Source organism: Pannonibacter sp. I15F10I1, assembly GCF_900185665.1.
Lineage (GTDB): Bacteria > Pseudomonadota > Alphaproteobacteria > Rhizobiales > Stappiaceae > Pannonibacter > Pannonibacter indicus.
Window position 1 is genome coordinate 223,549 of the sequence record NZ_FYAN01000007.1, and the last position, 22,903, is coordinate 246,451.

The following is a 22,903-nucleotide window of genomic DNA, read 5'->3' on the forward strand; positions in this document are numbered from 1 at the left end:
AAAGGCTGCTCCCCTTCGTTGAAATTGCCATCGGCAGGTGCGCCTCTAACCTTGATTTAACGTAACGGCATGTAGAGCTGCCCTCCAGAGTGGAGGAGACCATGCGGATGCAGGTGGAATTGTCGGGGGTGTCGATCCTTGTGGTCGATGACAATGCGCATATGCGCGCAATCCTTCGTTCGATTCTCGCAGGCTTCGGTGCGAGACGCATTTTTGAAGCCGCCGATGGCGCCGACGGCCTGGAAATCGTTATCGACCGCGCGCCCGATCTCGTTCTGCTCGACTGGATGATGGCCCCCGTGTCGGGTGAGGAGTTCCTCAAGCTTCTGCGGGGGGAGAAGGATTATATTCTGGCGACGACACCCGTCATCGCCGTTTCAGGCCATGCGCGCCGCAGCGTCATTCTGGATGCCATGCGCCAGGGCGTTCACGGTTTCGTTGCCAAGCCGGTGGCGCCTGCCGTGCTCTATCAGCGGATCGAGGATGCCCTGCTGCGGCAGGAGCGTGATGGCCGCTCCAAAGGTATGCGCCGGCCGGGCTGGCGTGAGGCTGGGCCGACAGGGCCCGCCGCTGCGGTTCTGGCCGCTTCCGTGCACCCGCCGGAAAACCTTGCCCTGCTCTGACCATCCATCATGAGTCATGATCGCCCGATTGCAAGGCCCGCACGGGCGCGCTAAATCAGGTGTCATGAGCACCAGCACCCGCCCCGAGGCCCTTTCGGGCCACCTCCGTCTTGCCATTGCCCAGCTGAACCCGACCGTCGGCGGTATTGCCGGCAATGCGGATCTGGCCCGCCAGGCCCGTGCCGGTGCGGCAAGGGCAGGGGCGCATCTGGTGCTGCTGTCCGAAATGTTCCTCTCCGGCTATCCGGCGGAGGATCTGGTGCTGAAGCCCGCCTTCGTGCGCGCCTGCCGCACGGCGCTGGAAGCGCTTGCCGCAGAGACCGCAGACGGCGGTCCCGGCATGGTCGTCGGTCTGCCCTGGGCCGAAGGCGGCAAGCTTTACAATGCGGTGGCGCTGCTCGATGGCGGCAAGGTGCAGGCCCTGCGCTTCAAGTATGACCTGCCGAACTATGGCGTCTTCGATGAAAAGCGCGTCTTTGATCAGGGCCCGCTGCCGGGACCGGTGGATTTCCGCGGGCTGAGGCTGGGTCTGCCGATCTGCGAGGACACCTGGACCGATGAAGTGGTCGAGTGCCTGACGGAAACCGGCGCGCAGATGCTGCTGGTGCCGAACGGCTCGCCCTACTGGGCCAACAAGACCGACGAGCGGCTGCAGATCATGGTGGCCCGCGTCGTCGAAAGCGGCCTGCCGCTTGTCTACTGCAACCAGACCGGCGGGCAGGACGAGCTTGTCTTCGACGGCGCCTCCTTTGCGCTCAATGCCGACCGCTCGCTCGCCTTCCAGATGCCCCAGTTCACCACGGCGCTGGCCATCAGCGACTGGCGCGAGGGCACCGATGGCGTCTGGCGGGCGGAGCCGGGCGAATTTGCGAAGCTGCCGGATGCGGATGAGGCCAACTGGCTTGCCTGCGTCATGGGCCTGCGCGATTACGTCGACAAGAACCGTTTCCCCGGCGTCGTCCTCGGCCTGTCGGGCGGCATCGATTCGGCCATCTGCGCTGCCATGGCGGTGGATGCGCTGGGGCCGGAGCGGGTGCACGGGGTGATGATGCCCTTCCACTTCACCTCCTCCGACAGCCTCAGGGATGCCGAAGCCAGCGCAAAGGCGCTCGGCATCCGCTACGACATCGTGCCCATCGAGCCGCCGATGACCGGCTTCACCGAAGTTCTGGCGCCGCTCTTTGCGGGCCGCACGGCCGATATCACGGAAGAAAATCTGCAGTCACGCAGCCGCGGCGTCATTCTCATGGCCATCTCCAACAAGTTTGGTGCCATGGTGCTGACCACGGGCAACAAGTCGGAAATGTCCGTCGGTTACGCCACGCTCTATGGCGACATGAACGGCGGCTACAACCCGATCAAGGACCTCTACAAGACCGAGGTCTACCGGCTTGCCGCCTGGCGCAATGCCCATCTGCCGCAGGGTGCGAAGGGCGTGGCGGGGGAAATGATCCCCGCCCATGTCATCACCAAGGCCCCGACGGCCGAACTGCGCGAAAACCAGACCGATCAGGACAGCCTGCCGCCTTACGAGGTGCTGGATGCCATTCTGCAGGGACTGGTCGAAAATGAACTGTCCATCGGTGAGATCGAGGCGCTGGGCTATGAGCGCGCGACCATCGAGCGGGTGGAACACCTTCTCTACATCGCCGAATACAAGCGCCGTCAGGCTCCTCCGGGCGTCAAGATCACCCGCCGCAACTTCGGCCGCGATCGGCGCTACCCCATCACCAACCGCTTCCGCGACCGCTGACCCGCCACGCGCAAGCCTCTGATTCACCGGGAAGAAAGGGCTGGCTTCACTGCAAGGGGCAGTGTTTGACCCGGACTTGTTTGCTCCTGTCAGTATGGCACCAACTCCTCTCCCCCCTTGAGGGGGAGATGACATGGAGCAAGATCTGCAACCGGGCATAAACGCTGTCTCAGCAGGTTTGGAGCCGGTGGCATGCCATGAGCAAACCGCAGTCCTATGGAGCCTTTCTCTCCGGCAATGCCCGCTGGCTTGGGGCTGCCTTCCTGATGACCGCCTTTTCCGGCTTCGGGCAGACCTTCTTCATCTCCCTGTCCGCAGGTGATGTGCGGGCGGAGCTGGACCTCAGCAACGGCGCCTTCGGCTCGCTCTACATGGCCGCAACGCTTGGAAGCGCGCTGACGCTGCCCACCCTTGGCCGGGTGCTGGACCGCTTTTCCGTGGCTCAGGTGGCAGCCGGCGTCATGGTCATGCTCGGGCTGTTCTGCGCCCTGATGGCGTCGGCCACCTCCATCTGGATGGCCGGTATTGCGCTCTATGGCCTGCGTCTTTTCGGCCAGGGCATGATGAGCAACACCGCCATGACAGCCGCCGGGCGCTGGTTTGATGCGCAGCGCGGCCGCGCCGTGGCGGTGATCGGCCTCGGCTTCCCGGCCTCGGAAGCCATCATGCCGGTCACCTTCGTTGCCATCATGACCACCTTTGGCTGGCGGCAGGGCTGGTGGGTGGCGGTGGCTGTCATGCTGGCGCTGGTGCTGCCCGTCGTGCTGCTGCTCCTGCGCAAGGAGCGGGTGCCGGTGAACACGGCCAGCGATGTGAAGGTGGTGGAGCGGCGGCACTGGACGCGGGCCGAGGTGCTGCGTGATCCGATGTTCTATCTCGTCTCTGCCGGAGTTCTCGCCCCGCCCTTCATCGTCACGGCGGTGCTGTTTCATCAGGCCTATCTGGTGGACCTGCGCGGCTGGACAAGGGAGCTCTTCGCAATGGCCTTCATCGTCATGTCGGCTTCGGCGGTGCTGTCGTCGCTGGTGCTGGGGCAGTTGATCGACCGCTTCACGGCGCGGCGCATCCTGCCCTTCATGCTGGTGCCGCTTGCCTGCGGCACGGCGGTTCTGGCGCTGGTGCATGCGGCCTATGCACCTTTCATCTTCATGGCGCTGATCGGCCTCTCCAATGGCTTTGTGGCCACCTTCACCGGTGCGCTCTGGCCGGAGCTTTACGGCACCCGGCACCTGGGCGCAGTGCGCTCGGTCGTCTTTGCCTTCATGGTCTTTGCCTCTGCACTCGGGCCGGGGCTGGCGGGCTGGCTGATCGATTTCGGCGTGCCTTATGACGGCCAGATCCTCGGCTTCTCGCTCTATTGCGTGGTGATGACGGCTGCGCTCGCCAGTGCTTCCCGCGTGCTGCTGAAGCGGGATGATCTTGCCAGCACGGCGGACTGAGGGTAGGGGAAACGCATGACCGTAAAGCTCCGCTTCGCGCCCTCTCCGACGGGCCTCATCCACCTCGGCAACAGCCGTACCGCGCTTCTCAACTGGCTCTATGCCCTGAAGAGCGGCGGCCAGTTCGTGCTGCGTTTCGACGACACGGATCTGGAGCGCTCGCGCCGGGAATATGCCGATGCCATCGAGGCGGATCTCGCCTGGTTCGGCGTCAAGCCCGACTTGATGGTGCGCCAGTCGGACCGGATCGCGCTCTATGATGCGGCGGCGGAAAAGCTGAAGGCGGCTGGCCTGCTCTATCCCTGTTACGAAACGGCGGACGAGCTGGAGCGCCGCCGCTCCCGCGCCCGCGCGATGGGCCGGCCGCCGGTCTATGACCGCGCTGCCCTGAAGCTGACGGCGGAGGACAAGGCAAAGCTGGAGGCCGAGGGCCGCCAGCCGCACTGGCGCTTTCTGCTGCCCAACCATGACGGCGACCCGCTGGCCCCGCGCCGCACGGATGTCACGTGGGACGACCTGTGCCGTGGCAGCCAGTCCATCGACCTTGCCTCCCTGTCCGATCCGGTTCTCGCCCGTGCGGACGGCAGCTATCTCTACACTTTCACCTCTGTGGTGGATGACGCGGACATGGGCATCACCCATGTCATCCGCGGAGAGGATCACGTTGCCAACACGGCGGTGCAGATCGCCATCTTTGAGGCGCTGGGGGCGCCGCTGCCGCGGTTTGCCCACCACAACCTGCTGACCACGCTGGACGGGGAGGGCCTGTCCAAGCGCAAGGGCGCGCTGTCCATCAGCTCCCTCCGGGAAGCTGGCATCGAGCCCATGGCCGTTGCCTCGCTGGCGGTGCTGACCGGCACCAGCCATGCCGTTGAGCCGGTGCGGGACATGGACACGCTGGCAGGCATGCTGGATCTTTCCGGCATCTCCCGCTCATCCGCCAAGTTCGACCCGCAGGAACTGGACAGCCTCAACGCCCGGCTTGTCCATGCCATGACCTTCGAGGAGGCCGCGCCGCGCCTTGCTGCGCTTGGCATTGGCGGCGGCGAAGCCTTCTGGCTGGCGGTGCGGGAAAACTGCGCCCGCCTTGGTGATGCCGCCAGCTGGTGGGCCATCATTTCTGGCGATCTGCCAGCCGATGCAGAGCAGGTGGCGGAAGAGGACCGGACCTATCTGGCCGAGGCCCTCGCTCTCCTGCCCGAAGGCCCGCTGGATGGCGAAAGCTGGGGCATCTGGACCGGCCTTCTGAAGGAGAAGACGGGGCGCAAGGGCAAGACCCTGTTCATGCCGCTGCGCCTCGCTCTGACCGGCCACGGTCATGGCCCCGACATGAAGGCGCTGCTGCCGCTTATCGGTCGGGAAAGAACTGCGGCCCGACTTTCCTGACAGGCCCGCGCGCCTCGCCTCTGGCATCCTCCGCAGATGCTTCCGGTGAGGCGGCCTGCTGATCAGGCTGCGTGCCGTCCAGCGCTTGCTCAGCCCCGGCGGGGCTTTGCTCTGGTGTTCTCTCCAGAACGGGCAGCGACGGGCGCATGCTCTCTGCTGCAAGCGGCACATCCGTTGCGGGAAGGGACGCGGTGACGAGGCTGGAGGCATCAAACCCTTCGCGCAGGTTCTGCGCCGTGTCCGGGTCTGCATCCAGCGGCATGTCATCGGCGCTTACAGGGGGCATGGACATGCGGATGGCATCCGTCTGCGGGTTGGCAGCGCCTTGTCCAGCGACAACACGTCCTCCGGCCAAGGTCAAAATGCCGCCTGCCGCTCCGGAGACCGGTGTCAGCGGAGCGGCCTCCTGCTGGGCGGAGGGGGCGGCCTGACAGCTGCAGCCGTTCACATATTCCTTGCGGTGGCGGAAGGCGTTGGGTAGCTCGCTGTAGCGCTCGCCCGCCAGCGAAATCATGTCCTCCGGATCGCCGCCCGGATTGCGGTAGACGAACAGGCCCGTTTCCGCGGCTGGGCACATCGCATTGCAGGCCGCTGCATCCTGGCCGAACTGGCCCGGCCGGGCGCTGAAACTGATGGGAAAGAAATAGCCATCGCAGGTGCGCACGCACAAGGTGCGGTAGGTGGCATTGCGCGGGAAGTTATAGACCGGATAGGCAAGGCCGTCGCGGGTGCGCTCCAGTTCCTGGGGAACCGTGTCGACGGCGGCACGCCGCTCCGGCTGCACCGGCAGCATGACGGTTTTGCGCCCGGGCTGAAGCGGTGCCATGGGCGCAGCCGGCGCGTCTGGCTGGCCCCAAGTGCGGGTGAGAAGTCCTCTCGGCTGCTGCGGCGCCAGTTTCGGCTGGGCCGCAGCTTCCCGCAGGGCCCGCGTGTTGCCTTCACCCGGGCACATGTTGCGCACCATATCCTTGCGGATGCGCAGGATCTCCGCCCGGTTCGCCGCTGTGCCGCCGCGGCCTGCATTTGCCTTGCCCGCCTTGACGCGCTGGCGCTCGATCTTGGCGAGGTTGGCCTCCATGCGCTGGATCTTGTCGAGGAGAGAGGGGCACCGTGCATTGGCGCCCGCCAGTCCGCATTGGTAATAGGCCGCATCGCGCCGCGCCGCCTTGATCGAGCGGGCCTGTGCCTCCGCAGCTTCGTCCCATTTTGAAGCAGAGGAGGATGTGCCAGCTGTTTCAAGACGGGAAAGCTGCCGGGCAAGGGTTTCACAGGTGGAACTGCGTGCATGCGCAGCAGAAGCCCCCATGGCAAGGGCCATGAGGCCAGAAAGGGCCAGAAGCCTGAACTTTACGCGCTTCATGGTGACAGCCATCCCCAACCCGGCCGTCCGGCGGCCCGGTCACTTGTGCAGGCCAGGCCTGCTTCCCAACTTTCCCCAACGCAACTATCGGGGCTGAGCTGACCCTTTGCAAGCAACGGGCCAGCCGGAGTTAACACGTCTGGCTGCCCCATGCCCGGCGTGAACCAGACATCGCTCCACCGCACTGCAGCAAGCCAAAAGAAGTCCGGCAGACAAGGCTCTTCACACCTGTTCCGGCATGGGCCGGTCCGCCGTAGGCCGGGCTGTAGTGCCACAGATGTCACGGCCGAATATTGCCTTCTTCACTCCTCTTTTCTGACAAAGATCTGAATCCCTTGCCGGGGCCCGGCTGTTCTTGTTGATAAAAAACGGGGGCTGCCATGATTTGCCTGCAATTGTTTGCGAATCGAACCGGTCCGCGCTGAACTCTCACGTTGAAGTGATGAGATGTGAGCGATGAGCGGAGGCAGGCGCATTGCGCCCTGTTCCCGCATCTCTCCGGCGCGGCGGGCCACAAGCGCCCGGCAGCAACGCGGGCCTCAGGGCCCCGCCAGAACGAAAGTGGACGCCATGAGCGAAGACAGCAAGGCGCCGGAAGGCAAGATTCCCGCCGTTTCCGTGTCGGAAGTGGCCAGCGGCTGCTATGCCCTGATGCGGGACGGCTTTCCAACAATCGGCGCCGTGCGCGGTGATGAGGCCATTCTCGTGGTTGATGCCCCGCCCAGCGTCGAGGCAGCGCAGGGCATCACCGAGGCGCTGGAGCGGATCAGCGGCAAGCCGGTGCGCTATCTCGTGCTCACCCATTACCACGCCGGGCGCACTGCCGGAGCGCACGCACTGGAGCCGGGCGAAATCCTCGCCTCGGACCTCACCCGCCGCCTGATTGAGGAGCGGGGCGAGGCCAACCTCGAATGCGAGCGCCGCCGTGCATCTGATGGTGCGCCTGCCGTCAGCAATTCCCTTGTCTGGCCGGGGCTGACCTTTGCCTCCTCCCTGTCGCTGCGGCTTGGCTCGCGCGAGATCCGGCTCATGCATCTGGGGCGCGGGCATACGATGGGGGACATCGTGGTCTGGGTGCCGGATTCGGGCACCATCTTTGCCGGCGACCTGCTCAATCCCGGTGGGGTGCCCTATGCCGCCGATGGCCACCTTGGCGACTGGGTGAAGACGCTGGAGCGCCTGCGCGCTTTCAAGGGCAACGCGCTGGTTGCCGGATCTGGCGCGCCCTTGCGCGGAGCGCAGATGGTCAATGATGCCATCACCCGCACCAAGGAATTCATCGAAACCCTGCGCGCCTCGGCGGCGGCCTGTGTGGATCAGGGACTGGACCTCAAGGCCACCAACGATGCGGTGCGCGATGCGATGGACCCGCGCTACGGCAAGCTGCCGGGCTACGACCGCATCATGCCGCTCAACATCGCCCGCGCCTATGACGAAGCCAAGGGCATCGACGTGCCGCAGATCTGGACGGCGGAACGCGAACAGATCGCCATCAGCCGCCTCAGCCGCGCGGCGGCCAGCGAGGATGCGGCGTAAGGGGAAACCCGCAAGCCTTTGCATGGCCTCATGAATGGGGCCTTGTCTTGCCCGGCTGATTGGCAATAGTGTCATGTCAGGCAAAGGCAGGAGCGTCCATGTTCAGTCACATCACGGTCGGCGTCAGTGATCTGGAAAGGGCTGGCCGGTTCTATGACGCTGTCCTGCAGCCTCTTGGCCTGCGGCAGCGGCCTGTGGCTCCGGATGGCGGCCCAGCATCGCTATGCTGGGTCAACCCCGGTCAAACCCTGCCACGCTTCTACGCCTATCAGCCATTCAACCGTGAACCTGCATCTGCCGGCAACGGCGCAATGACGGCTTTTCTTGCGCCTGACGCGGAAGCCGTTCGGGCCGCCCATGCCGCAGGGCTGGCTGCCGGGGGCCGCGACGAGGGGCCGCCGGGCCCGCGTCCGCACTATGCACCCGGCTATTTCGGCGCCTATCTGCGGGACCCCGATGGAAACAAGATCCATCTGGTCTTCCGTGGAGATCTTGTCTGATTGATTCCCTGCTTTGCATTTTCCGGCTGGGCTGTTGGCCGCCGCTACAGCGAGCGGCCCACTCCTGAGGCCATTTCAGAAAGCGCACATCGATGAACCTCGATCTTCTGCAACAGTTGCTGCCCGTCTATGTGGCCTATGTCATCGCAACGGCCAGCCCCGGCCCGAGCAATATGGCCATCATGGGCGTTGCGATGAGCCGGGGCCGCGCTCCGGCGGTGGCGCTTGCGCTCGGCGTCGTCACGGGCAGCATGTGCTGGGCCTTGCTCGCCGCCACGGGCATCTCGGCTATTCTCACCGCCTATGCCGAGGCACTGGTCGTGTTGAAGATCGCAGGGGGGCTTTACCTCTTGTATCTTGCCTTCAAGGCCGCCCGGTCGGCGCTTTCGGCTCAGGCGCCTGAGAGCCGGGGCAACGGACTGCCCGCCAGCAAGGGCGCGCTCTACCGGCGCGGCATGCTGCTGCATCTCACCAATCCCAAGGCCGTTCTCGGGTGGATGGCAATCATGACGCTCGGGCTGCGGCCCAATTCTCCGGCCCATACGCTTCATGCCATCATCGGCGGCTGTGTGCTTCTCGGGATTACGGTCTTCGCGGGCTATGCGCTGGTGTTCTCAACGGGGCCAATGATCCGGATCTATCAGCGTGCCCGGCGCTGGATCGAGGGAACGCTGGCTCTGGTCTTCGGCGTGGCGGGTTTCCGTCTTCTGCTCTGGCGCAACTGATGCGCGCCCCTCATTCCCCCGTCATCAGCCGGTAGCCGACGCCGGGTTCCGTGCGCAGGATGGCGGGGGAGGCGGGGTCGCGCTCGATCTTCTGGCGCAACTGGCTGATGAAGACGCGCAGATACTGCAGGTCATCCCCGTGTGCCGGGCCCCAGACCGAGGTCAGCAGGATGCGATGGCTGACGACGCGCCCGGCATGGCGGGAAAGCAGGGCGAGCAGGTCGTATTCCTTTGGTGTCAGCCGGATCTCGCTGCCATCACGAGAGACAGTGCGGCGGATGGTATCGATCACAAGCCCGTCCGTCTCCAGCACCTGCGGCACGGCTTCGGCCTGCCCCCGGTGGCGCAGGGCGGTGCGGATGCGGGCGGTCAGCTCGCCGATGCCGAAGGGCTTTTCGATATAGTCATCGGCCCCCAGATCCAGTGCGGCGATCTTCTCGCTTTCCCGGTCGCGGGCGGAAAGGATCAGGATCGGCAGGGTGCTCCAGCCGCGCAGGCTGGCGACCACATCCTTGCCGTCCATGTCCGGCAGGCCGAGATCGAGGATGACGAGATCAGGTGCGGCGATCGCCACCGCCTTCAGCGCCTCGCCGCCGGTTGCCGCCTCCACTACGTCATAGCCTGCTGCCGTCAGCGCAGGCTTGAGGAACCGCTGGATCTGCGGCTCGTCGTCAACGACAAGGATGCGCGCGCCGGAGGACTGTCCTGTCATTCTGGCAATTTTCCTTCCTGTGCGGGACCTGCGGGAAAGCGCATGACCAGCCGGGTGCCCTTGCGTCGGATGGCCGGGCTTTCGGCATGGATGTGCCCGCCCATGGCTTCCACGAAACCGCGTGCTATGGCAAGGCCAAGCCCGGTTCCGGGCGCCCGGCCATCTGCCTTGCCGCGCCGGTAGAATTTCTCGAAAATCCGCTCCAGATCCTCCGGCGGAATACCCTTGCCCAGATCTGTGACGGAAATGAGCACGTCCTCCCCGTCTTGCCTTGCATAAACGTTCACCGGCTCCTGCCCGCCATATTTGATGGCATTGTCCAGGAGGTTGAACAGCACCTGCCCCAGCAGCACGCTGTCGCCGCGGATCAGCGGCAGACCCGGCGCAATGCCGGTTTCGATCACCTTGCCGGGGAAGTAACGCCTTGCCCGCTCGACGGAGGACTGGATCACGTCGGTCACATCCAGCCATTCCCGCCGGGGCTCGAGGCTGCCCGCCTCGATCCGCGTCATATCGAGCAGGTTGGCGACGAAGCGGCTCATCCGGCTGCTTTCCTCCTCGATGGACTGCAGCAGATCGTCCTGACTTTCCGGGCTCATGCGCCTGCCCAACTGGCGCAGGCTTGTAACCGACCCGGTGATGGTCGCCAGCGGGGTGCGCAGGTCATGCGAGATGGAGGACAGCAGCGCATCGCGGTAACGCTCGCTCTCCTGCCGTGCGGTCTGGGCGGCGCTGGTTTCCGACAGGCGGGCCCGGTCGATGGCGATGGCTGTTTGATCCAGAATGGCTGACAGTGCCCGTTCTTCATTGATGCCGATACGCTCGTCCGTCTGCTCCACCCCGCACACTCCAACGGGCCCGTGCGGGCTGAGCAAGGGGCGGAATTCGAAGCGGCAGTTGGGCAGCGTGCCTGTGCCGTGCCCGGCGCGCTCCTCCTTGTCCAGAGCCCAGCGGGCGGCGGTCAGCGCGGTCACGTCCAGGTCCGTATCCGGTGGCCATGCACCAGCAATGCGTAGGTCACCGTTCTCCGGCACAAGCATGACGATGTTGCGTTTCAGGCTGGCTTGCAACTGGGACACGGAGGCCCAGAACACGTCCTCCGCCTTCTCCGTACCGGAGATCTTGCGCGAAAAGTCATAGAGAGATTGCAGGGCAGTGGCGCGTTTGCGCGCCGTTTCCGCCTGTTCGCGGATGCGCGAGGCAAAGCCGCCCGCAATCACGGCCACACAAAAGAACACGAAGAACGAGAACACCTCGTGCGGCGCCGCGATGGTGAAGGTATGCCGCGGGTCGATGAAGAAGAAATTATAGCAGAGCGCCGAAAAGATCACCGCCAGAAGGGCCGCCGTATAGCCCGAGGTGACGGCTGCCCCCAGCACCGCCAGCAGGAACAGCAGCGAGATGTTGGGCAGATGGACGAAGAGATCGATCACCTGCCCGAAGGCCGTGACACCTGTGGCAAAGAGCATAGCCGTTGCCGCTGCATGCGGCAGGTCCTTCCAGGAAAACCGGGGGCGCCAGGCAAGGGCGCGCGGCGCTTCCTTGCCTTCCTGCATCACCAGATGCAGGCCGATGCCGGATGCCTTGCGGGAGAGCGCTTCGGGCAGGGAGGGGGAGAAGAAGCGCCGCCAGCCACGGTTCCTGGGTACACCGATGACGATCTGGGTGGCATGCTCGCGCCGGGCAAGGCGCAGGATTTCCTCCACGAAATCGGTGCCGATGATGCGCCGGGTCTCGGCGCCCAGTTGCTCTGCCAGATGTAGGATGTGTTCGATGCGGGCAAGACCCGGGCTCGTTTCCGTTTCCCGGTCGGCCCGTTCCACCGAGACGGCAATCCACGGCGCGTTGAGGCCCGAGGCAAGACGGCTCGCAACCCGGACGACCTTCTCCGAAAGCTCATCCGCTCCCACGCAAACGATCAGCCTCTCGCTCGTGGCCCAGGGGCCTTCAATGGCATTTTGCTTGAGAAAGTCGACCATCTGGTCATCGACACGGCCAGCCGTGCGCCGCAAGGCCAGCTCGCGCAATGCGGTCAGGTTGCCGACACGGAAGAAACGTTCCGTGGCCCGGCGGGCATTGTCCGGCAGGTAGACCTTGCCTTCATGCAGGCGCTCGATCAGTTCTGCCGGGGTAAGATCGACAAGGATCACCTCATCGGCGCGTTTCAGCACCACATCCGGCACCCGCTCGCGGACGGTGACGCCGGTGATCTGCGTCACCAGATCGGCAAGGCTTTCCAGATGCTGGATGTTGAGGGCGGTCCACACATCGATGCCTGCGCCCGTCAACTCTTCGATGTCCTGATAGCGCTTCGGGTGGCGGCTGCCTTCCGGGTTGGAATGGGCCAGTTCATCGACGATCAGAATGCGCGGCCGGAGCGCAAGGGCGCCGTCCAGATCAAAGGCCTCCAGCATGCGCCCGCGGTGCAGCACCCGCTTGCGCGGCAGGACATTCAGCCCCTCCAGCAAGGCAGCGGTTTCGCTGCGTCCATGGGTTTCGACAACGCCAACAGCGACTTCGATGCCATCGGCCTTGAGGCGTTGGGCGCGGCTGAGCATGGCGAAGGTCTTGCCGACACCGGGGGCAGCCCCGAGGAAGACCGTCAGCTTGCCGCGCCTGTCCTTGTCTGCAAGGGCAAGCAGGGCATCCGGGTCTGGCCTGCGGTCTTCCTCGGCCATGCGGCTCACTCCTTGAGGCTGTCGAGCGCCAGATTAAGCGCCAGCACGTTTACACGAGGTTCTCCGAACAGGCCAAGCAGCGGCTCTTCGGTGTGCTCGCGCAGCAGGGTTCTGACCTTCGCTTCGGCAATGCTGCGCGCCTGAGCAACGCGCGGCACCTGCGCCAGCGCGAAAGCCGGCGAGATATGCGGGTCAAGGCCGGAGCCCGAAGCCATCAGCGCATCGGCTGGCAGGGGGACGGTCAAACCGCTGGCGGTCAGCCTTGCAGCCTCTGCGTCCACCCGCGATTTCAGTTCGGCGGAGGTGCTGCCGAGGTTCGAGCCGGACGAGGCGCCTGCGTTGTAAGGCGTGTCCGGAGTTGCGGAAGGACGGGACCAGAAGTGGCGCGGATCGCTGAAGGCCTGGCCGATGTAGAGCGAGCCTGCGGGAGTTCCGTCCCGCTCGATCAGGCTGCCGTTGGCCGCTCCCGGCATCAGAACCTGCGCGGCCCCGGTGATGGCGAGCGGATAGGCCAGTCCGGTCAGGATGGTCATGGCGAGGGTGAGCACGATGGCGGGTCTGAGATGGTTCAGCATGGGGTTACACCAGATTCAGAGCGCTGACGGCCATGTCGATCAGCTTGATGCCTGCGAAAGGCAGGATCAGGCCGCCGAGGCCATAGATGGCAAGGTTCCGCCGCAGCAGGGAGGCCGCGCCTGCCGGACGGTAGGCAACGCCCTTCAGCGCCAGCGGGATCAGGGCCACGATGATCAGCGCGTTGAAGATCACCGCAGACAGGATGGCCGAACGCGGTGAGGCGAGGCCCATGATGTTGAGGCTGCCAAGTGCCGGATAGGCGGCGATGAACAGCGCCGGGATGATGGCGAAGTACTTGGCCACATCATTGGCAATGGAGAAGGTGGTCAGCGAGCCGCGTGTCATGAGCAATTGTTTGCCGATCTCCACGATCTCGATGAGCTTGGTGGGGCTGGAGTCCAGATCCACCATGTTGGCAGCTTCGCGGGCCGCCTGGGTGCCGGTCTGCATGGCAACACCCACGTCTGCCTGCGCAAGGGCCGGGGCATCGTTGGTGCCATCGCCGCACATGGCGATCAGGCGCCCGCCCTGCTGCTCGCGGCGGATATAGGCGAGCTTGTCTTCGGGCGTGGCGCTGGCCAGAAAATCGTCAACACCGGCTTCCGAGGCAATCGCAGCGGCTGTGACCGGATTGTCGCCGGTGACCATGACCGTGCGGATGCCCATGGCGCGCAGGGCGGCGAACCGCTCCTTGATGCCGGGCTTGACCACGTCCTTGAGGTGGATGACGCCGAGCAGCCGCTTGCCATCCGTCACCGCCAGCGGTGTGCCGCCACTTCGGGCGATCCGGTCAACGGCGCGGGAAAACTCTGCCGGCGCCGTGGCAGTTGTGAGGCCCGCAAAGGCCAGCACTGCATCCACCGCACCTTTGCGCAGGCGGCGTTCCCCCATATCGACCCCGGACAGGCGCGTCTCGGCGGAAAAAGCGATGACGGCATCAGGCGTCACCTGCGGCTGGGCGATGCCGAAGTCGCCCGTGGCAAGCGCCACGATGGAGCGGCCCTCCGGCGTCTCGTCGGAAAGGCTGGCCAGAAGGGCTGCTTCCGCAAGTTCCGGCGTGCTGACGCCGGGTGCGGCAGCAAAGTCGCTGGCCATGCGGTTGCCGAAGGTGATCGTGCCGGTCTTGTCGAGCAGCAGCGTATCCACGTCGCCTGCGGCCTCAACGGCACGGCCCGAGGTGGCAATGACGTTGAAGCGCACCAGCCGGTCCATGCCTGCAATGCCGATGGCCGACAGCAGCCCGCCGATGGTGGTGGGGATCAGCGTCACCAGCAGGGCGGCCAGAACCGTTACGGAAATGACCGCGCCGGAATAGGCGGCAAGGCCCCAGACAGCGGTACAGACGAAGAGGAAGATCAGCGTCAGGCCAGACAGCAGGATCGACAGGGCGATCTCGTTCGGCGTCTTCTGGCGCTGGGCGCCTTCGATGAGGGCGATCATCCGGTCCACGAAACTGGAGCCGGGGGCGACCGTGATGCGCACGCGGATCTCGTCGGACAGCACCTCCGTGCCGCCCGTCACCGCCGAGCGGTCGCCGCCCGATTCACGGATGACCGGGGCCGATTCACCGGTGATGGCGCTTTCGTTGACCGTGGCAACGCCCTCGATCACCTCGCCATCGCCCGGGATCAGTTCCCCGGCAGCCACCAGCACCTCGTCACCTACGGACAGGCTGGCGGCGGGGATGCTTTCCGTACTGCCGTCCGGCAGCAGGCGGCGGGCGGTCAGTTCGGATTTGGTGCGTTTCAGGCTGTCCGCCTGCGCCCGCCCGCGTCCTTCGGCGACAGCTTCGGCAAAGGTGGCAAACAGCACCGTGAACCAGAGCCATGCGGCAATCTGGCCGGAGAAGACGGTGTCTTCCGCTCCCAGCACCAGATCACGGGCGAACAGCACGGTCACCAGTGCCGCCACAACTTCGGTGACGAAGATGACCGGATTGCGCACCAGCTGGCGCGGGTCCAGCTTCACGACCGCATCACGCAAGGCGGGAAGCAGAATTGCAGGGGAGAGCATGTTCGGGCCGTGAGGCAGCTTCTGCCCCTTGGCATCCCTTGTGTCAGTGGACATGGGAATAACCCTTTCAGAAGGTCTGGCCGGCAAGCATCGCCAGGTGTTCGGCAATGGGACCGAGGGCGAGAGCCGGGAAGAACTGCAGACCGCCGAGAATGAGAATGATGGCGATGAGAAGGCCGGTGAACAGCGGCCCATCGGTGGGGAAGGTGCCGGATGAGGCAGGGACCTTGACCTTCGCCGCCAGAGATCCGGCAATGGCCATCACGGGCACTGCATAGGCAAAGCGGCCGAGCAGCATGGAGAGCCCCAGTGTCGTATTGTACCAGGGTGTGTCGCCACTGAGCCCGCCGAAGGCCGAGCCGTTGTTGCCCGCAGCCGAGGTATAGGCATAGAGCATCTCCGACAGGCCATGAGGGCCACCGGTGCCAAGGCTGGCAAGGGTCGTGGGCAGCATGGCGGACACGGCCGTGAACCCGAGGATCACCAGCGGCAGGATGAGCACGGCCAGCATGGCGAACTTCATCTCGCGTCCGTCGATCTTCTTGCCCAGAAATTCCGGTGTGCGGCCGACCATGAGGCCCGCCACGAAGACCGAGAGCAGGGCGAAGACGAGCATGCCATAGAGCCCCGAGCCCACGCCGCCCGGAAGAACCTCGCCAAGCTGGATCAGGAACATCGGCACCAACCCGCCAAGGCCGGTGAATGACCCGTGCATGCCGTTGACGCCGCCATTGGAAAGGCCTGTGGTAACGGCGGCATAGAGCGCGGTCATGGCCTGACCGAAGCGCACTTCCTTGCCTTCCATGTTGCCGCCCGCCGCATCCGCGCCAAGGGCGGTCAGGATCGGGTTACCTTGCGTTTCCGCCCAGTAGGTCACGGCAACGCCGGCGATCAGCAGCAGCGCCATGGCACTGAGCAGCGCCCAGGCCTGACGGCGGCAGTCTGCCATCACGCCAAAGGCATAAACGAGGGCGGACGACACGCTCAGCATGGCGAACATGTTGAGATAGTTGGAGAAGGCCGTCGGATTTTCGAACGGATGGGCGGCGTTGACGTTGAAGAAGCCGCCGCCATTGGTGCCGAGCTGCTTGATGGCTTCCTGACTGGCGACGGGCCCGAGGGCGATCACCTGCTGCGCGCCTTCCAGCGTTGTCACAGTGGCAGACCCGTTCAGCGTCTGCGGCAGGCCCATGGCAACGAAGAGGAGGGCCACGAGGATGGCCAGTGGCAGCAGGATGTAAAGCACCGCCCGTGTCATGTCGGTCCAGAAGTTGCCAAGGGTGCTGGCCCTGGAGCGGGCGAAGGCGCGGGTGAAGGCGACGGCCAGCGCCATGCCGGTGGCAGCAGACAGGAAGTTCTGCACCGTCAGCCCGGCCATCTGGCTGAAATGGCTCAGCGTGGTCTCGCCGCCATAGTTCTGCCAGTTGGTGTTCGTGACAAAAGAGACGGCCGTGTTGAAGGCGAGATCCGCCGGCATGCCGGAAAAGCCCTGCGGATTGAACGGCAGCAGATGCTGCAGCCGCAGGATGGCAAGAAGGGCAAGGAAGCCCGTCAGCGAAAAGGTCAGCATGGCAAGCGTGTAGCCAAGCCAGCCCTGTTCGCGCTGCGGATCGACACCTGCTGCCTTGTAGATGCTGTTCTCGACAGGACCGAGAACAGGGGAGAGCCATGTGCGCCTGCCTGAAAAGACATGCGCCATGTAAAGCCCGAGAGGCTTGATGATGGCGAGAACAGCCAGAAAGAACAGGCCGATCTGCAGCCAGCCGGAAAAGGTCATGGGTGCGCTCCGTAGAGGATCAGAACCGCTCGGGCCGCAGCAGCGTAACCACGAGGTAGATGCCAAGGCCGCAAACCACGGCGAGGCCGGACAAAAGCTCGAACATGGCTTTTCGTCCTCACAGCCGGTCGAGGGCGCGGGCATAGAGGGCAAGCCCCCCAAGGCAGCCGCATCCAAGCGCGAGAAAGATGATGTCGGACATGATCCGGTCTCCTGTTGTGACCGGCACACAATCGCCGCAAACGGCATCAGGGTTCGATTGGGAAGTCAGTCAGGGCGCATAAGGAAAACATAAAGACCAGCTTCCTGCTGAAACTGGTCTTGCAGGCGGCGCACCCCGTGCGGCTGTGGCTGCAGCTTGTGCCCGCTATGGAAAATTGCTGCGGGAGCGGCCACATAAAAGGAACATTGATCTGCGTGACAGGAAAGGGCAACGGGCATGAGCATCAGACACGGAGGCGTGGCCGGAAGGCTCGCAGGTGGTCTTTTGGCTTTTCTGCTTGCGGCGGGTTCGGCCCTCGCGGCGGAGCAGCCGGATCTCATCTTCAAGAAGTCCACCGTGTGGAAGTTCCTCACGCCCGACCACAAGCTTGCAACCTATGCCATCGACGATCCGGTGGTGGAGGGTGTCGCCTGTCATTTCACCGTTCCGGAAAAGGGCGGCATCGAGGGTTGGCTCGGTGTGGCGGAGGAAGTCTCCGATATTTCGCTCGCCTGCCGTCAGGTCGGGCCGGTCAGCTTCAAGGCGCGCTTCGAGCAGGGCGAGGAGATGTTCCGCCAGCGCCGGTCGTTCCTGTTCAAGAAAATGCGGATCGTGCGTGGCTGCGACACCAAGCGCAATGTGCTGGTCTATCTCGTCTATTCCGACAAGCTGGTGGAAGGCAGCCCGAAGAACTCCACCTCCACCGTTCCCATCATGCCATGGGGCAGTGGCGAAGCGCCGCGCTGTGCTGATTTTCTGGATAAATGACAGGCAGAAGTCCGCACTGGCTTACAGCGCGGGCTCTTCCTCGTCCTCGGTCTGCGGCGCTTCCTGAGGCTTTGCATCGGGCGAGCAGAAATGCGCGTAAAGCACCGCCATGACATCGCGTGCCGCATCACTCGCCAGCCGGTAATAGATCGTCGTGCCTTCCCGGCGGGTGCGCACGAGCCCTTGCGCGCGCAGCAGGCTGAGCTGCTGGGAGACGGTGGGCATGCGCATGCCGGTCTGTTCGGCCAGATCGCCGACCTTGCACTCGCGGTCGGCCATCATGCACAGGAGCATCAGCCTCGGCGTCGAGGCGATGGTCTTGAGAAACTGTGTGGCCGCTTCGGCCTTTTCTTCCAGAGCCTTGGTTTCCATGGGCGCAAGATGGCACCTAGACCCGATTGTTTCAAGCCGCGCCGTTACACTGTCTTCAGGCTTTCTGAAAGAGCGCTGCAGCCTGCCGGTGCGCTCAGCCCCGGATCATGGCCGGCAGCAGGATGTGGCCGGCACCGCAGCTGACGCCGGTGGTCATGCACATGCTCTTCTGGGCGGAGACGCCGAAGGGCATCGGCTTGCTGGAGGCAAGGGCTGCAAGGCCGGCGAAGGGGGAGGCGATGATGGCGAGAACGAAGCAGACCGAGACAAGACGTGCAAACATGACAGGCCCCATTTTCATCTTGCCCGGCCGCTGCGGCGGGCTGTGTTCAACTCATGGCGCTACTGTGGCTGGGGCGCGCTGAACCGGGTCTGAGGGGCAAATTCAGCTGGCGTTCAGCTTCGTGAACAGGTGTTTGGATCTTGAGGGAACCGGGCCCTCGGGCCTGCGCGGCGCGGCAGATGAATGCTTGACCGGAAACGGGAAACCGGTCACAACAGAGCCATGAATACGGCCAGCCGGACCCTCATTCCGATCACCATTATTTGCAGCTAGCACCTTTGCTGGCTGTGGCCGTTCCCTCCTTGCGCCAATTCCAAAGAGACGGACGCCCCCGGCCAGCAGGCCAGGAGACGACGTGTCATGACGAATGCCAGCCCGGACGCCCCGGTTCTGCGCCTGACCAATACGCTCACCCGGACGAAGGATGTCTTCCATCCGATCGATCCGCAGAACGTGCGCATGTATGTGTGCGGGCCGACGGTCTATGACTTCGCCCATATCGGCAATGCACGGCCTGTCATTGTCTTTGACGTGTTGTACCGCCTGCTGCGCCATCTCTACGGGGCCGATCACGTCACCTATGTGCGCAACATCACGGACGTGGATGACAAGATCAACGCCCGCGCCTTGCGTGATTTTCCCGGCCTGCCGCTGAACGATGCCATCGCACGGGTGACCTCCACCACGGCGGACCAGTTCCACGCGGACGTGAAGGCGCTGGGCTGCCTTGAGCCGAACCATGAGCCGCGCGCGACCCAGCACATTGCGGGCATGGTTTCGATGATCGAGACGCTGATTGCCCGCGGCCATGCCTATGTGGCGCAGACGGAAGACGGGGGCGAGGTGCTGTTCGACACGGGCTCCATGGAGGCCTATGGCCAGCTGTCCAAGCGCAATCTGGAGGACCAGAGGGCAGGCGCGCGCATTGCCGTTGACGCCCACAAGAAGAACCCGGGCGACTTCGTGCTGTGGAAGCTGTCTTCCCCGGAAGAGCCGGGCTGGGACAGCCCCTGGGGCCGTGGCCGCCCCGGCTGGCACATCGAATGCTCGGTCATGAGCGCCCATCATCTGGGCGAGGTATTCGACATTCACGGCGGCGGGCTGGATCTCATCTTCCCGCATCACGAAAACGAAATCGCCCAGTCCTGCTGCGCCCATGGCACCAGCGTCATGGCAAACTTCTGGCTGCACAACGGTTTCGTGCAGGTGGAAGGGCGCAAGATGTCCAAGTCCGAGGGCAACTTCGTCACCATCCATGACCTGCTGCACACGGAAAAATTCGGCGGCCGCAAATGGCCCGGCGAAGTGCTGCGCCTTGCCATGCTGATGACGCACTACCGCGAGCCGATTGATTTTTCGGTGAAACGGCTGGAGGAGGCTGAGCGGCTGCTGGCGAAGTGGCCAGAGGTTCAGGACGCCGATGGGGCTCCGGCAGCGGAGATTCTGGCTGCCTTGACGGATGACCTCAATACGGTTGCTGCCGTGCAGGCCTTGCATGGCCTTGCGCAGGACGCCGCCAAGGACAGTGCCTTGCTTCCGGTCTACTGGGCCAGTGCGCGTCTGCTCGGGCTCGCGCCTGTTGCTGCTGTGCTGGAGGGCGTGGATACGGGCCGCATCGAAACCCTCGTTGCAGACCGCCTTGCCAGTCTTGAAGCCAAAAACTGGGCTGAAGCCGACCGCATCCGCGACGAACTCTCCGCCATGGGCATCCAGCTCAAGGACGGCAAGGACGCTGCAACGGGCAAGCGTGTGACCACGTGGGAGGTGAAGCGCTGAGGGGCCTTTCGTCCCTCGAGAGTCTGCCCCCCACCCCTAACCCCTCCCCACGAGGGGGAGGGGAGCGGATAGGCAGTGCTTCAGGCTGGTCTCTTCACTGCGGTTGAGGGAAAAATTTCCTTTGTGATGAGCTTCCTCTCCTCTGGAAGTGGATCTTGGCAAAGCCTCTCAGCCCCCCTCCCCCTCGTGGGGAGGGGTAAGGGGTGGGGGGCTCTGCGGTTGCAAGGAAGCTGGGCTTCAAAGCGCGACTGACTGCAGGCAAAAGGGGTGTGTAACTTGACCGCAATCTCGAAGGACACACGACGCCGGGCGGTCAGCTTGAGGAGGGAGCAGACCTTTCAGGAAAAAGCGCTTTGGGTGCAGTTGAGACAGTTGAAGGCATATGGAATTCACGTGCGGCGCCAGGCTCCGGTTGGTCCATATGTCGCGGATTTCGCAATTCTCTCGCGCCGTGTGGTTATCGAGGCCGACGGTGAGGTGCATGGGACCGGGGTTCAAGTTTCAAGGGATGAAACCCGGGACAGGTGGCTTCAGAAGGAAGGGTTTCAAGTCTGGCGTTATGCGGCTGCGGATGTTGAACATAATCTTGAGGGCGTGGTCGAAGATGTGCTGAGGCGGTTGGGGCTGCAGGGGAGTGCCGGGTGACTTGAGCTGGGCGTCCCTCGAGAGTGTGCCCCCCACCCCTAACCCCTCCCCACGAGGGGGAGGGGGGCGGATAGGCAGGGCTTCAAATAGGCCTCCTCACTGCGGGTAAGGGAAAACTTCCTTTGTGTTGAGTTTCCTCCGGTCTGAAAGTGACGTGAAGCAAGGTCTCACAGCCCCCCTCCCCCCGGTGGGGAGGGGGAAGGGGTGGGGGGCTCGGCAGTAGAATGCAAACTGGCCAGTGTTGTGTGTCATGGCTAGGCGCGAGGTATGGCGAGTTGCAGCAGGGAGAACCAATCATGACCAGTGAACGGTCTGGCGGGTGTCAGTGCGGGGCGGTGCGGTTCCGGGTGCGGGGGCAGCTGGGGCATGCGTCGGTGTGCCATTGCCGCATGTGCCAGAAGGCTTTCGGCGGCTTCTATGCGCCGCTGGTGTCGGTGCGCGAGGCGGACAGCGTGGAGTGGACGCGCGGGGAGCGGGCCGTTTTCCGCAGTTCCAACGTTGTGTCGCGCGGCTTTTGTTCCGCTTGCGGCACGCCGCTGACCTATGAGGCGCCGGACGGCATGGCCATCTCCATTGCTGCCTTTGACGATCCGTGCGGGATCGTGCCCATTGTTGCCTATGGGGTGGAGGGCAAGCTGCCTTATGCCGATGCGGTGCCGGATCTGCCGGAACGCAAGACGGAGGAGGATGTTGCGGCGGCGGCGTTTCTGGCTGCCATCGTCAGCTTCCAGCACCCCGATCATGATACAGACGTCTGGCCGCCGGAAGGTGGCCTGAGGAAGGAATGATCCAATGACGGAATTGCGCGGCCTTTATCCCGAAATCGAGCCCTATGCCTCCGGCATGCTCGATGTGGGCGATGGTCACACCATCTACTGGGAACGCTCCGGCACACCGGGCAAAAAGCCGGCGGTGTTCCTGCATGGCGGGCCGGGCGGCGGCATTTCGCCGGCGCACAGAAGGCTGTTCCATCCGGATCACTATGACGTGCTGCTGTTCGACCAGCGCGGCTGCGGCCGCTCCACGCCCCACGCGGAACTGGAAGCCAACACCACCTGGCATCTGGTGGAGGACATCGAGCGCCTGCGCAAGCTGGCGGGCGTGGACCAGTGGCTTGTCTTCGGCGGCTCCTGGGGCTCGACGCTGGCTCTGGCCTATGCCCAGACCTATCCGGAGCGCGTGAGCGAACTGGTGCTGCGCGGCATCTACACGCTGACCAAGGCGGAACTGGACTGGTACTACCAGTTCGGTGTCTCCGAAATGTTCCCGGAGAAATACGAAAGGTTTCAGGCGCCGGTGCCGGAGGGCGAGCGCCAAGCGATGATGGCGGCCTATCAGCGCCTGCTGACCCATCCGGACAAGAGTGTGCGGGTGGAGGCGGCCAAGGCCTGGAGCCTGTGGGAGGGGGAGACGATCACCCTTCTGCCGAGCCTCGACAACAGCCAGCAGTTCGGCGAGGACGAATTCGCCCATGCCTTCGCCCGCATCGAGAACCACTTCTTCATGCATGGCGGCTGGCTGGAAGAGGGGCAGCTGCTGCGCGACGCGGGCAAGCTGAAGGACATTCCGGGCGTGATCGTCCATGGCCGCTACGACATGCCTTGCCCGGTGCGCTATGCCTATGGCCTGCACAAGGCCTGGCCGCGGGCGGATTTCCACCTCATCGAAGGGGCGGGGCACGCCTTCAACGAGCCGGGCATCCTCGACCGGCTGATCCGCGCCACCGACATGTTCGCAGGCCTTCCCGAGGCTTGAAGCTAAAAAAACAGCCAGAAACCG

The 22,903-nt window shown here is 64.4% G+C and carries 21 protein-coding genes; 12 read left to right on the forward strand and 9 right to left on the reverse strand.

Annotation, left to right across the window (positions count from 1 at the left end; genetic code table 11):
• Positions 1 to 101 precede the first annotated feature (101 nt).
• The 4 genes from IF10I1_RS05550 (at position 102) to gltX (ending at position 5,201) form a co-directional block, all read left to right on the forward strand.
• Complete coding sequence (locus tag IF10I1_RS05550) at positions 102 to 623, forward strand: response regulator (protein WP_186393844.1); 522 nt, start codon at positions 102 to 104, stop codon at positions 621 to 623.
• Between the two features lie 64 nt (positions 624 to 687).
• A complete protein-coding gene (locus IF10I1_RS05555; protein ID WP_186393843.1) occupies positions 688 to 2,376 on the forward strand; it encodes an NAD+ synthase in 1,689 nt (562 codons plus the stop codon).
• Between the two features lie 197 nt (positions 2,377 to 2,573).
• Positions 2,574 to 3,815, forward strand: a complete 1,242-nt coding sequence (locus IF10I1_RS05560) for an MFS transporter (RefSeq protein ID WP_186393842.1) — start codon at positions 2,574 to 2,576, stop codon at positions 3,813 to 3,815.
• Between the two features lie 15 nt (positions 3,816 to 3,830).
• A complete protein-coding gene (gene gltX / locus IF10I1_RS05565; protein WP_186393841.1) occupies positions 3,831 to 5,201 on the forward strand; it encodes a glutamate--tRNA ligase in 1,371 nt (456 codons plus the stop codon).
• Here gltX and IF10I1_RS05570 read toward each other — a convergent pair.
• Positions 5,164 to 6,561, reverse strand: a complete 1,398-nt coding sequence (locus IF10I1_RS05570) for a DUF2865 domain-containing protein (RefSeq protein WP_186393840.1) — start codon at positions 6,559 to 6,561, stop codon at positions 5,164 to 5,166. The genes gltX and IF10I1_RS05570 overlap by 38 nt on opposite strands.
• Before the next feature lie 570 nt (positions 6,562 to 7,131).
• On the opposite strand from IF10I1_RS05570, the gene IF10I1_RS05575 reads away from it, so the two are divergent.
• From IF10I1_RS05575 to IF10I1_RS05585, 3 genes are all read left to right on the forward strand, one after another.
• Entirely contained in the window at positions 7,132 to 8,097 is a 966-nt protein-coding gene (locus IF10I1_RS05575; RefSeq protein ID WP_019962652.1) for an MBL fold metallo-hydrolase, read from the forward strand.
• A gap of 98 nt (positions 8,098 to 8,195) precedes the next feature.
• Positions 8,196 to 8,597, forward strand: a complete 402-nt coding sequence (locus tag IF10I1_RS05580) for a VOC family protein (protein WP_186393839.1) — start codon at positions 8,196 to 8,198, stop codon at positions 8,595 to 8,597.
• Positions 8,598 to 8,689: 92 nt separating this feature from the next.
• A complete protein-coding gene (locus IF10I1_RS05585; protein WP_186393838.1) occupies positions 8,690 to 9,322 on the forward strand; it encodes a LysE family translocator in 633 nt (210 codons plus the stop codon).
• A gap of 10 nt (positions 9,323 to 9,332) precedes the next feature.
• On the opposite strand, the gene IF10I1_RS05590 is transcribed toward IF10I1_RS05585, so the two are convergent.
• The 6 genes from IF10I1_RS05590 to kdpF are packed head-to-tail and all read right to left on the reverse strand — an operon-like array spanning position 9,333 to position 17,184.
• Positions 9,333 to 10,034: a response regulator gene (locus IF10I1_RS05590; RefSeq protein ID WP_186393837.1), complete on the reverse strand. Its 702-nt coding sequence runs from the start codon at positions 10,032 to 10,034 to the stop codon at positions 9,333 to 9,335.
• On the reverse strand, positions 10,031 to 12,712 hold the full coding sequence (locus tag IF10I1_RS05595) for a sensor histidine kinase KdpD (RefSeq protein ID WP_186393836.1): 2,682 nt from the start codon (positions 12,710 to 12,712) through the stop codon (positions 10,031 to 10,033). Before IF10I1_RS05595 ends, IF10I1_RS05590 begins: the two co-directional genes overlap by 4 nt.
• 5 nt (positions 12,713 to 12,717) lie before the next feature.
• Positions 12,718 to 13,287 (reverse strand): potassium-transporting ATPase subunit KdpC, encoded by a 570-nt coding sequence (gene kdpC, locus IF10I1_RS05600; RefSeq protein ID WP_186393835.1) that lies wholly within the window; start codon positions 13,285 to 13,287, stop codon positions 12,718 to 12,720.
• A 4-nt stretch (positions 13,288 to 13,291) separates the two neighbouring features.
• Positions 13,292 to 15,355 (reverse strand): potassium-transporting ATPase subunit KdpB, encoded by a 2,064-nt coding sequence (gene kdpB / locus IF10I1_RS05605; RefSeq protein ID WP_208977377.1) that lies wholly within the window; start codon positions 15,353 to 15,355, stop codon positions 13,292 to 13,294.
• Positions 15,356 to 15,368: 13 nt separating this feature from the next.
• Positions 15,369 to 17,078 (reverse strand): potassium-transporting ATPase subunit KdpA, encoded by a 1,710-nt coding sequence (gene kdpA, locus IF10I1_RS05610; RefSeq protein ID WP_186393834.1) that lies wholly within the window; start codon positions 17,076 to 17,078, stop codon positions 15,369 to 15,371.
• Positions 17,079 to 17,097: 19 nt separating this feature from the next.
• Positions 17,098 to 17,184 (reverse strand): K(+)-transporting ATPase subunit F, encoded by an 87-nt coding sequence (kdpF, locus tag IF10I1_RS23130; RefSeq protein ID WP_081625930.1) that lies wholly within the window; start codon positions 17,182 to 17,184, stop codon positions 17,098 to 17,100.
• 333 nt (positions 17,185 to 17,517) lie between these two features.
• Here kdpF and IF10I1_RS05620 point away from each other — a divergent pair, with 333 nt between their 5' ends.
• Entirely contained in the window at positions 17,518 to 18,048 is a 531-nt protein-coding gene (locus IF10I1_RS05620) for a CreA family protein (RefSeq protein ID WP_186393833.1), read from the forward strand.
• A gap of 21 nt (positions 18,049 to 18,069) precedes the next feature.
• On the opposite strand, the gene IF10I1_RS05625 is transcribed toward IF10I1_RS05620, so the two are convergent.
• Both IF10I1_RS05625 and IF10I1_RS05630 read right to left on the reverse strand, forming a co-directional pair.
• Positions 18,070 to 18,420 carry a helix-turn-helix transcriptional regulator gene (locus IF10I1_RS05625; protein ID WP_019962642.1) on the reverse strand — a complete coding sequence of 117 codons (351 nt, stop codon included), beginning with the start codon at positions 18,418 to 18,420 and terminating at the stop codon, positions 18,070 to 18,072.
• A 94-nt stretch (positions 18,421 to 18,514) separates the two neighbouring features.
• A complete protein-coding gene (locus IF10I1_RS05630) occupies positions 18,515 to 18,703 on the reverse strand; it encodes a hypothetical protein (RefSeq protein ID WP_026355305.1) in 189 nt (62 codons plus the stop codon).
• Between the two features lie 360 nt (positions 18,704 to 19,063).
• On the opposite strand from IF10I1_RS05630, the gene cysS reads away from it, so the two are divergent.
• The 4 genes from cysS (at position 19,064) to pip (ending at position 22,879) form a co-directional block, all read left to right on the forward strand.
• A complete protein-coding gene (gene cysS / locus IF10I1_RS05635) occupies positions 19,064 to 20,479 on the forward strand; it encodes a cysteine--tRNA ligase (RefSeq protein ID WP_186424389.1) in 1,416 nt (471 codons plus the stop codon).
• Between the two features lie 276 nt (positions 20,480 to 20,755).
• Complete coding sequence (locus IF10I1_RS05640; protein ID WP_186424390.1) at positions 20,756 to 21,124, forward strand: endonuclease domain-containing protein; 369 nt, start codon at positions 20,756 to 20,758, stop codon at positions 21,122 to 21,124.
• 296 nt (positions 21,125 to 21,420) lie between these two features.
• A complete protein-coding gene (locus IF10I1_RS05645) occupies positions 21,421 to 21,912 on the forward strand; it encodes a GFA family protein (protein ID WP_186424391.1) in 492 nt (163 codons plus the stop codon).
• Between the two features lie 4 nt (positions 21,913 to 21,916).
• A complete protein-coding gene (gene pip, locus IF10I1_RS05650) occupies positions 21,917 to 22,879 on the forward strand; it encodes a prolyl aminopeptidase (protein ID WP_186424392.1) in 963 nt (320 codons plus the stop codon).
• The last annotated feature ends 24 nt before the right edge of the window (positions 22,880 to 22,903 follow it).

Excerpts from the sequence above, each read along its gene's own strand:
- IF10I1_RS05645 (WP_186424391.1), top strand. The coding sequence starts at position 21,421 with ATGACCAGTGAACGGTCTGGCGGGTGTCAGTGCGGGGCGGTGCGGTTC.
- IF10I1_RS05550 (WP_186393844.1), top strand. The coding sequence starts at position 102 with ATGCGGATGCAGGTGGAATTGTCGGGGGTGTCGATCCTTGTGGTCGAT.
- kdpC (WP_186393835.1), bottom strand. The coding sequence starts at position 13,287 with ATGCTGAACCATCTCAGACCCGCCATCGTGCTCACCCTCGCCATGACC.
- pip (WP_186424392.1), top strand. The coding sequence starts at position 21,917 with ATGACGGAATTGCGCGGCCTTTATCCCGAAATCGAGCCCTATGCCTCC.
- gltX (WP_186393841.1), top strand. The coding sequence starts at position 3,831 with ATGACCGTAAAGCTCCGCTTCGCGCCCTCTCCGACGGGCCTCATCCAC.
- kdpF (WP_081625930.1), bottom strand. The coding sequence starts at position 17,184 with ATGTTCGAGCTTTTGTCCGGCCTCGCCGTGGTTTGCGGCCTTGGCATC.
- IF10I1_RS05595 (WP_186393836.1), bottom strand. The coding sequence starts at position 12,712 with ATGGCCGAGGAAGACCGCAGGCCAGACCCGGATGCCCTGCTTGCCCTT.
- IF10I1_RS05585 (WP_186393838.1), top strand. The coding sequence starts at position 8,690 with ATGAACCTCGATCTTCTGCAACAGTTGCTGCCCGTCTATGTGGCCTAT.
- IF10I1_RS05590 (WP_186393837.1), bottom strand. The coding sequence starts at position 10,034 with ATGACAGGACAGTCCTCCGGCGCGCGCATCCTTGTCGTTGACGACGAG.
- IF10I1_RS05570 (WP_186393840.1), bottom strand. The coding sequence starts at position 6,561 with ATGAAGCGCGTAAAGTTCAGGCTTCTGGCCCTTTCTGGCCTCATGGCC.
- IF10I1_RS05555 (WP_186393843.1), top strand. The coding sequence starts at position 688 with ATGAGCACCAGCACCCGCCCCGAGGCCCTTTCGGGCCACCTCCGTCTT.
- IF10I1_RS05575 (WP_019962652.1), top strand. The coding sequence starts at position 7,132 with ATGAGCGAAGACAGCAAGGCGCCGGAAGGCAAGATTCCCGCCGTTTCC.
- IF10I1_RS05580 (WP_186393839.1), top strand. The coding sequence starts at position 8,196 with ATGTTCAGTCACATCACGGTCGGCGTCAGTGATCTGGAAAGGGCTGGC.
- IF10I1_RS05630 (WP_026355305.1), bottom strand. The coding sequence starts at position 18,703 with ATGTTTGCACGTCTTGTCTCGGTCTGCTTCGTTCTCGCCATCATCGCC.
- kdpB (WP_208977377.1), bottom strand. The coding sequence starts at position 15,355 with ATGTCCACTGACACAAGGGATGCCAAGGGGCAGAAGCTGCCTCACGGC.
- IF10I1_RS05625 (WP_019962642.1), bottom strand. The coding sequence starts at position 18,420 with ATGGAAACCAAGGCTCTGGAAGAAAAGGCCGAAGCGGCCACACAGTTT.
- cysS (WP_186424389.1), top strand. The coding sequence starts at position 19,064 with ATGACGAATGCCAGCCCGGACGCCCCGGTTCTGCGCCTGACCAATACG.
- kdpA (WP_186393834.1), bottom strand. The coding sequence starts at position 17,078 with ATGACCTTTTCCGGCTGGCTGCAGATCGGCCTGTTCTTTCTGGCTGTT.
- IF10I1_RS05560 (WP_186393842.1), top strand. The coding sequence starts at position 2,574 with ATGAGCAAACCGCAGTCCTATGGAGCCTTTCTCTCCGGCAATGCCCGC.
- IF10I1_RS05620 (WP_186393833.1), top strand. The coding sequence starts at position 17,518 with ATGAGCATCAGACACGGAGGCGTGGCCGGAAGGCTCGCAGGTGGTCTT.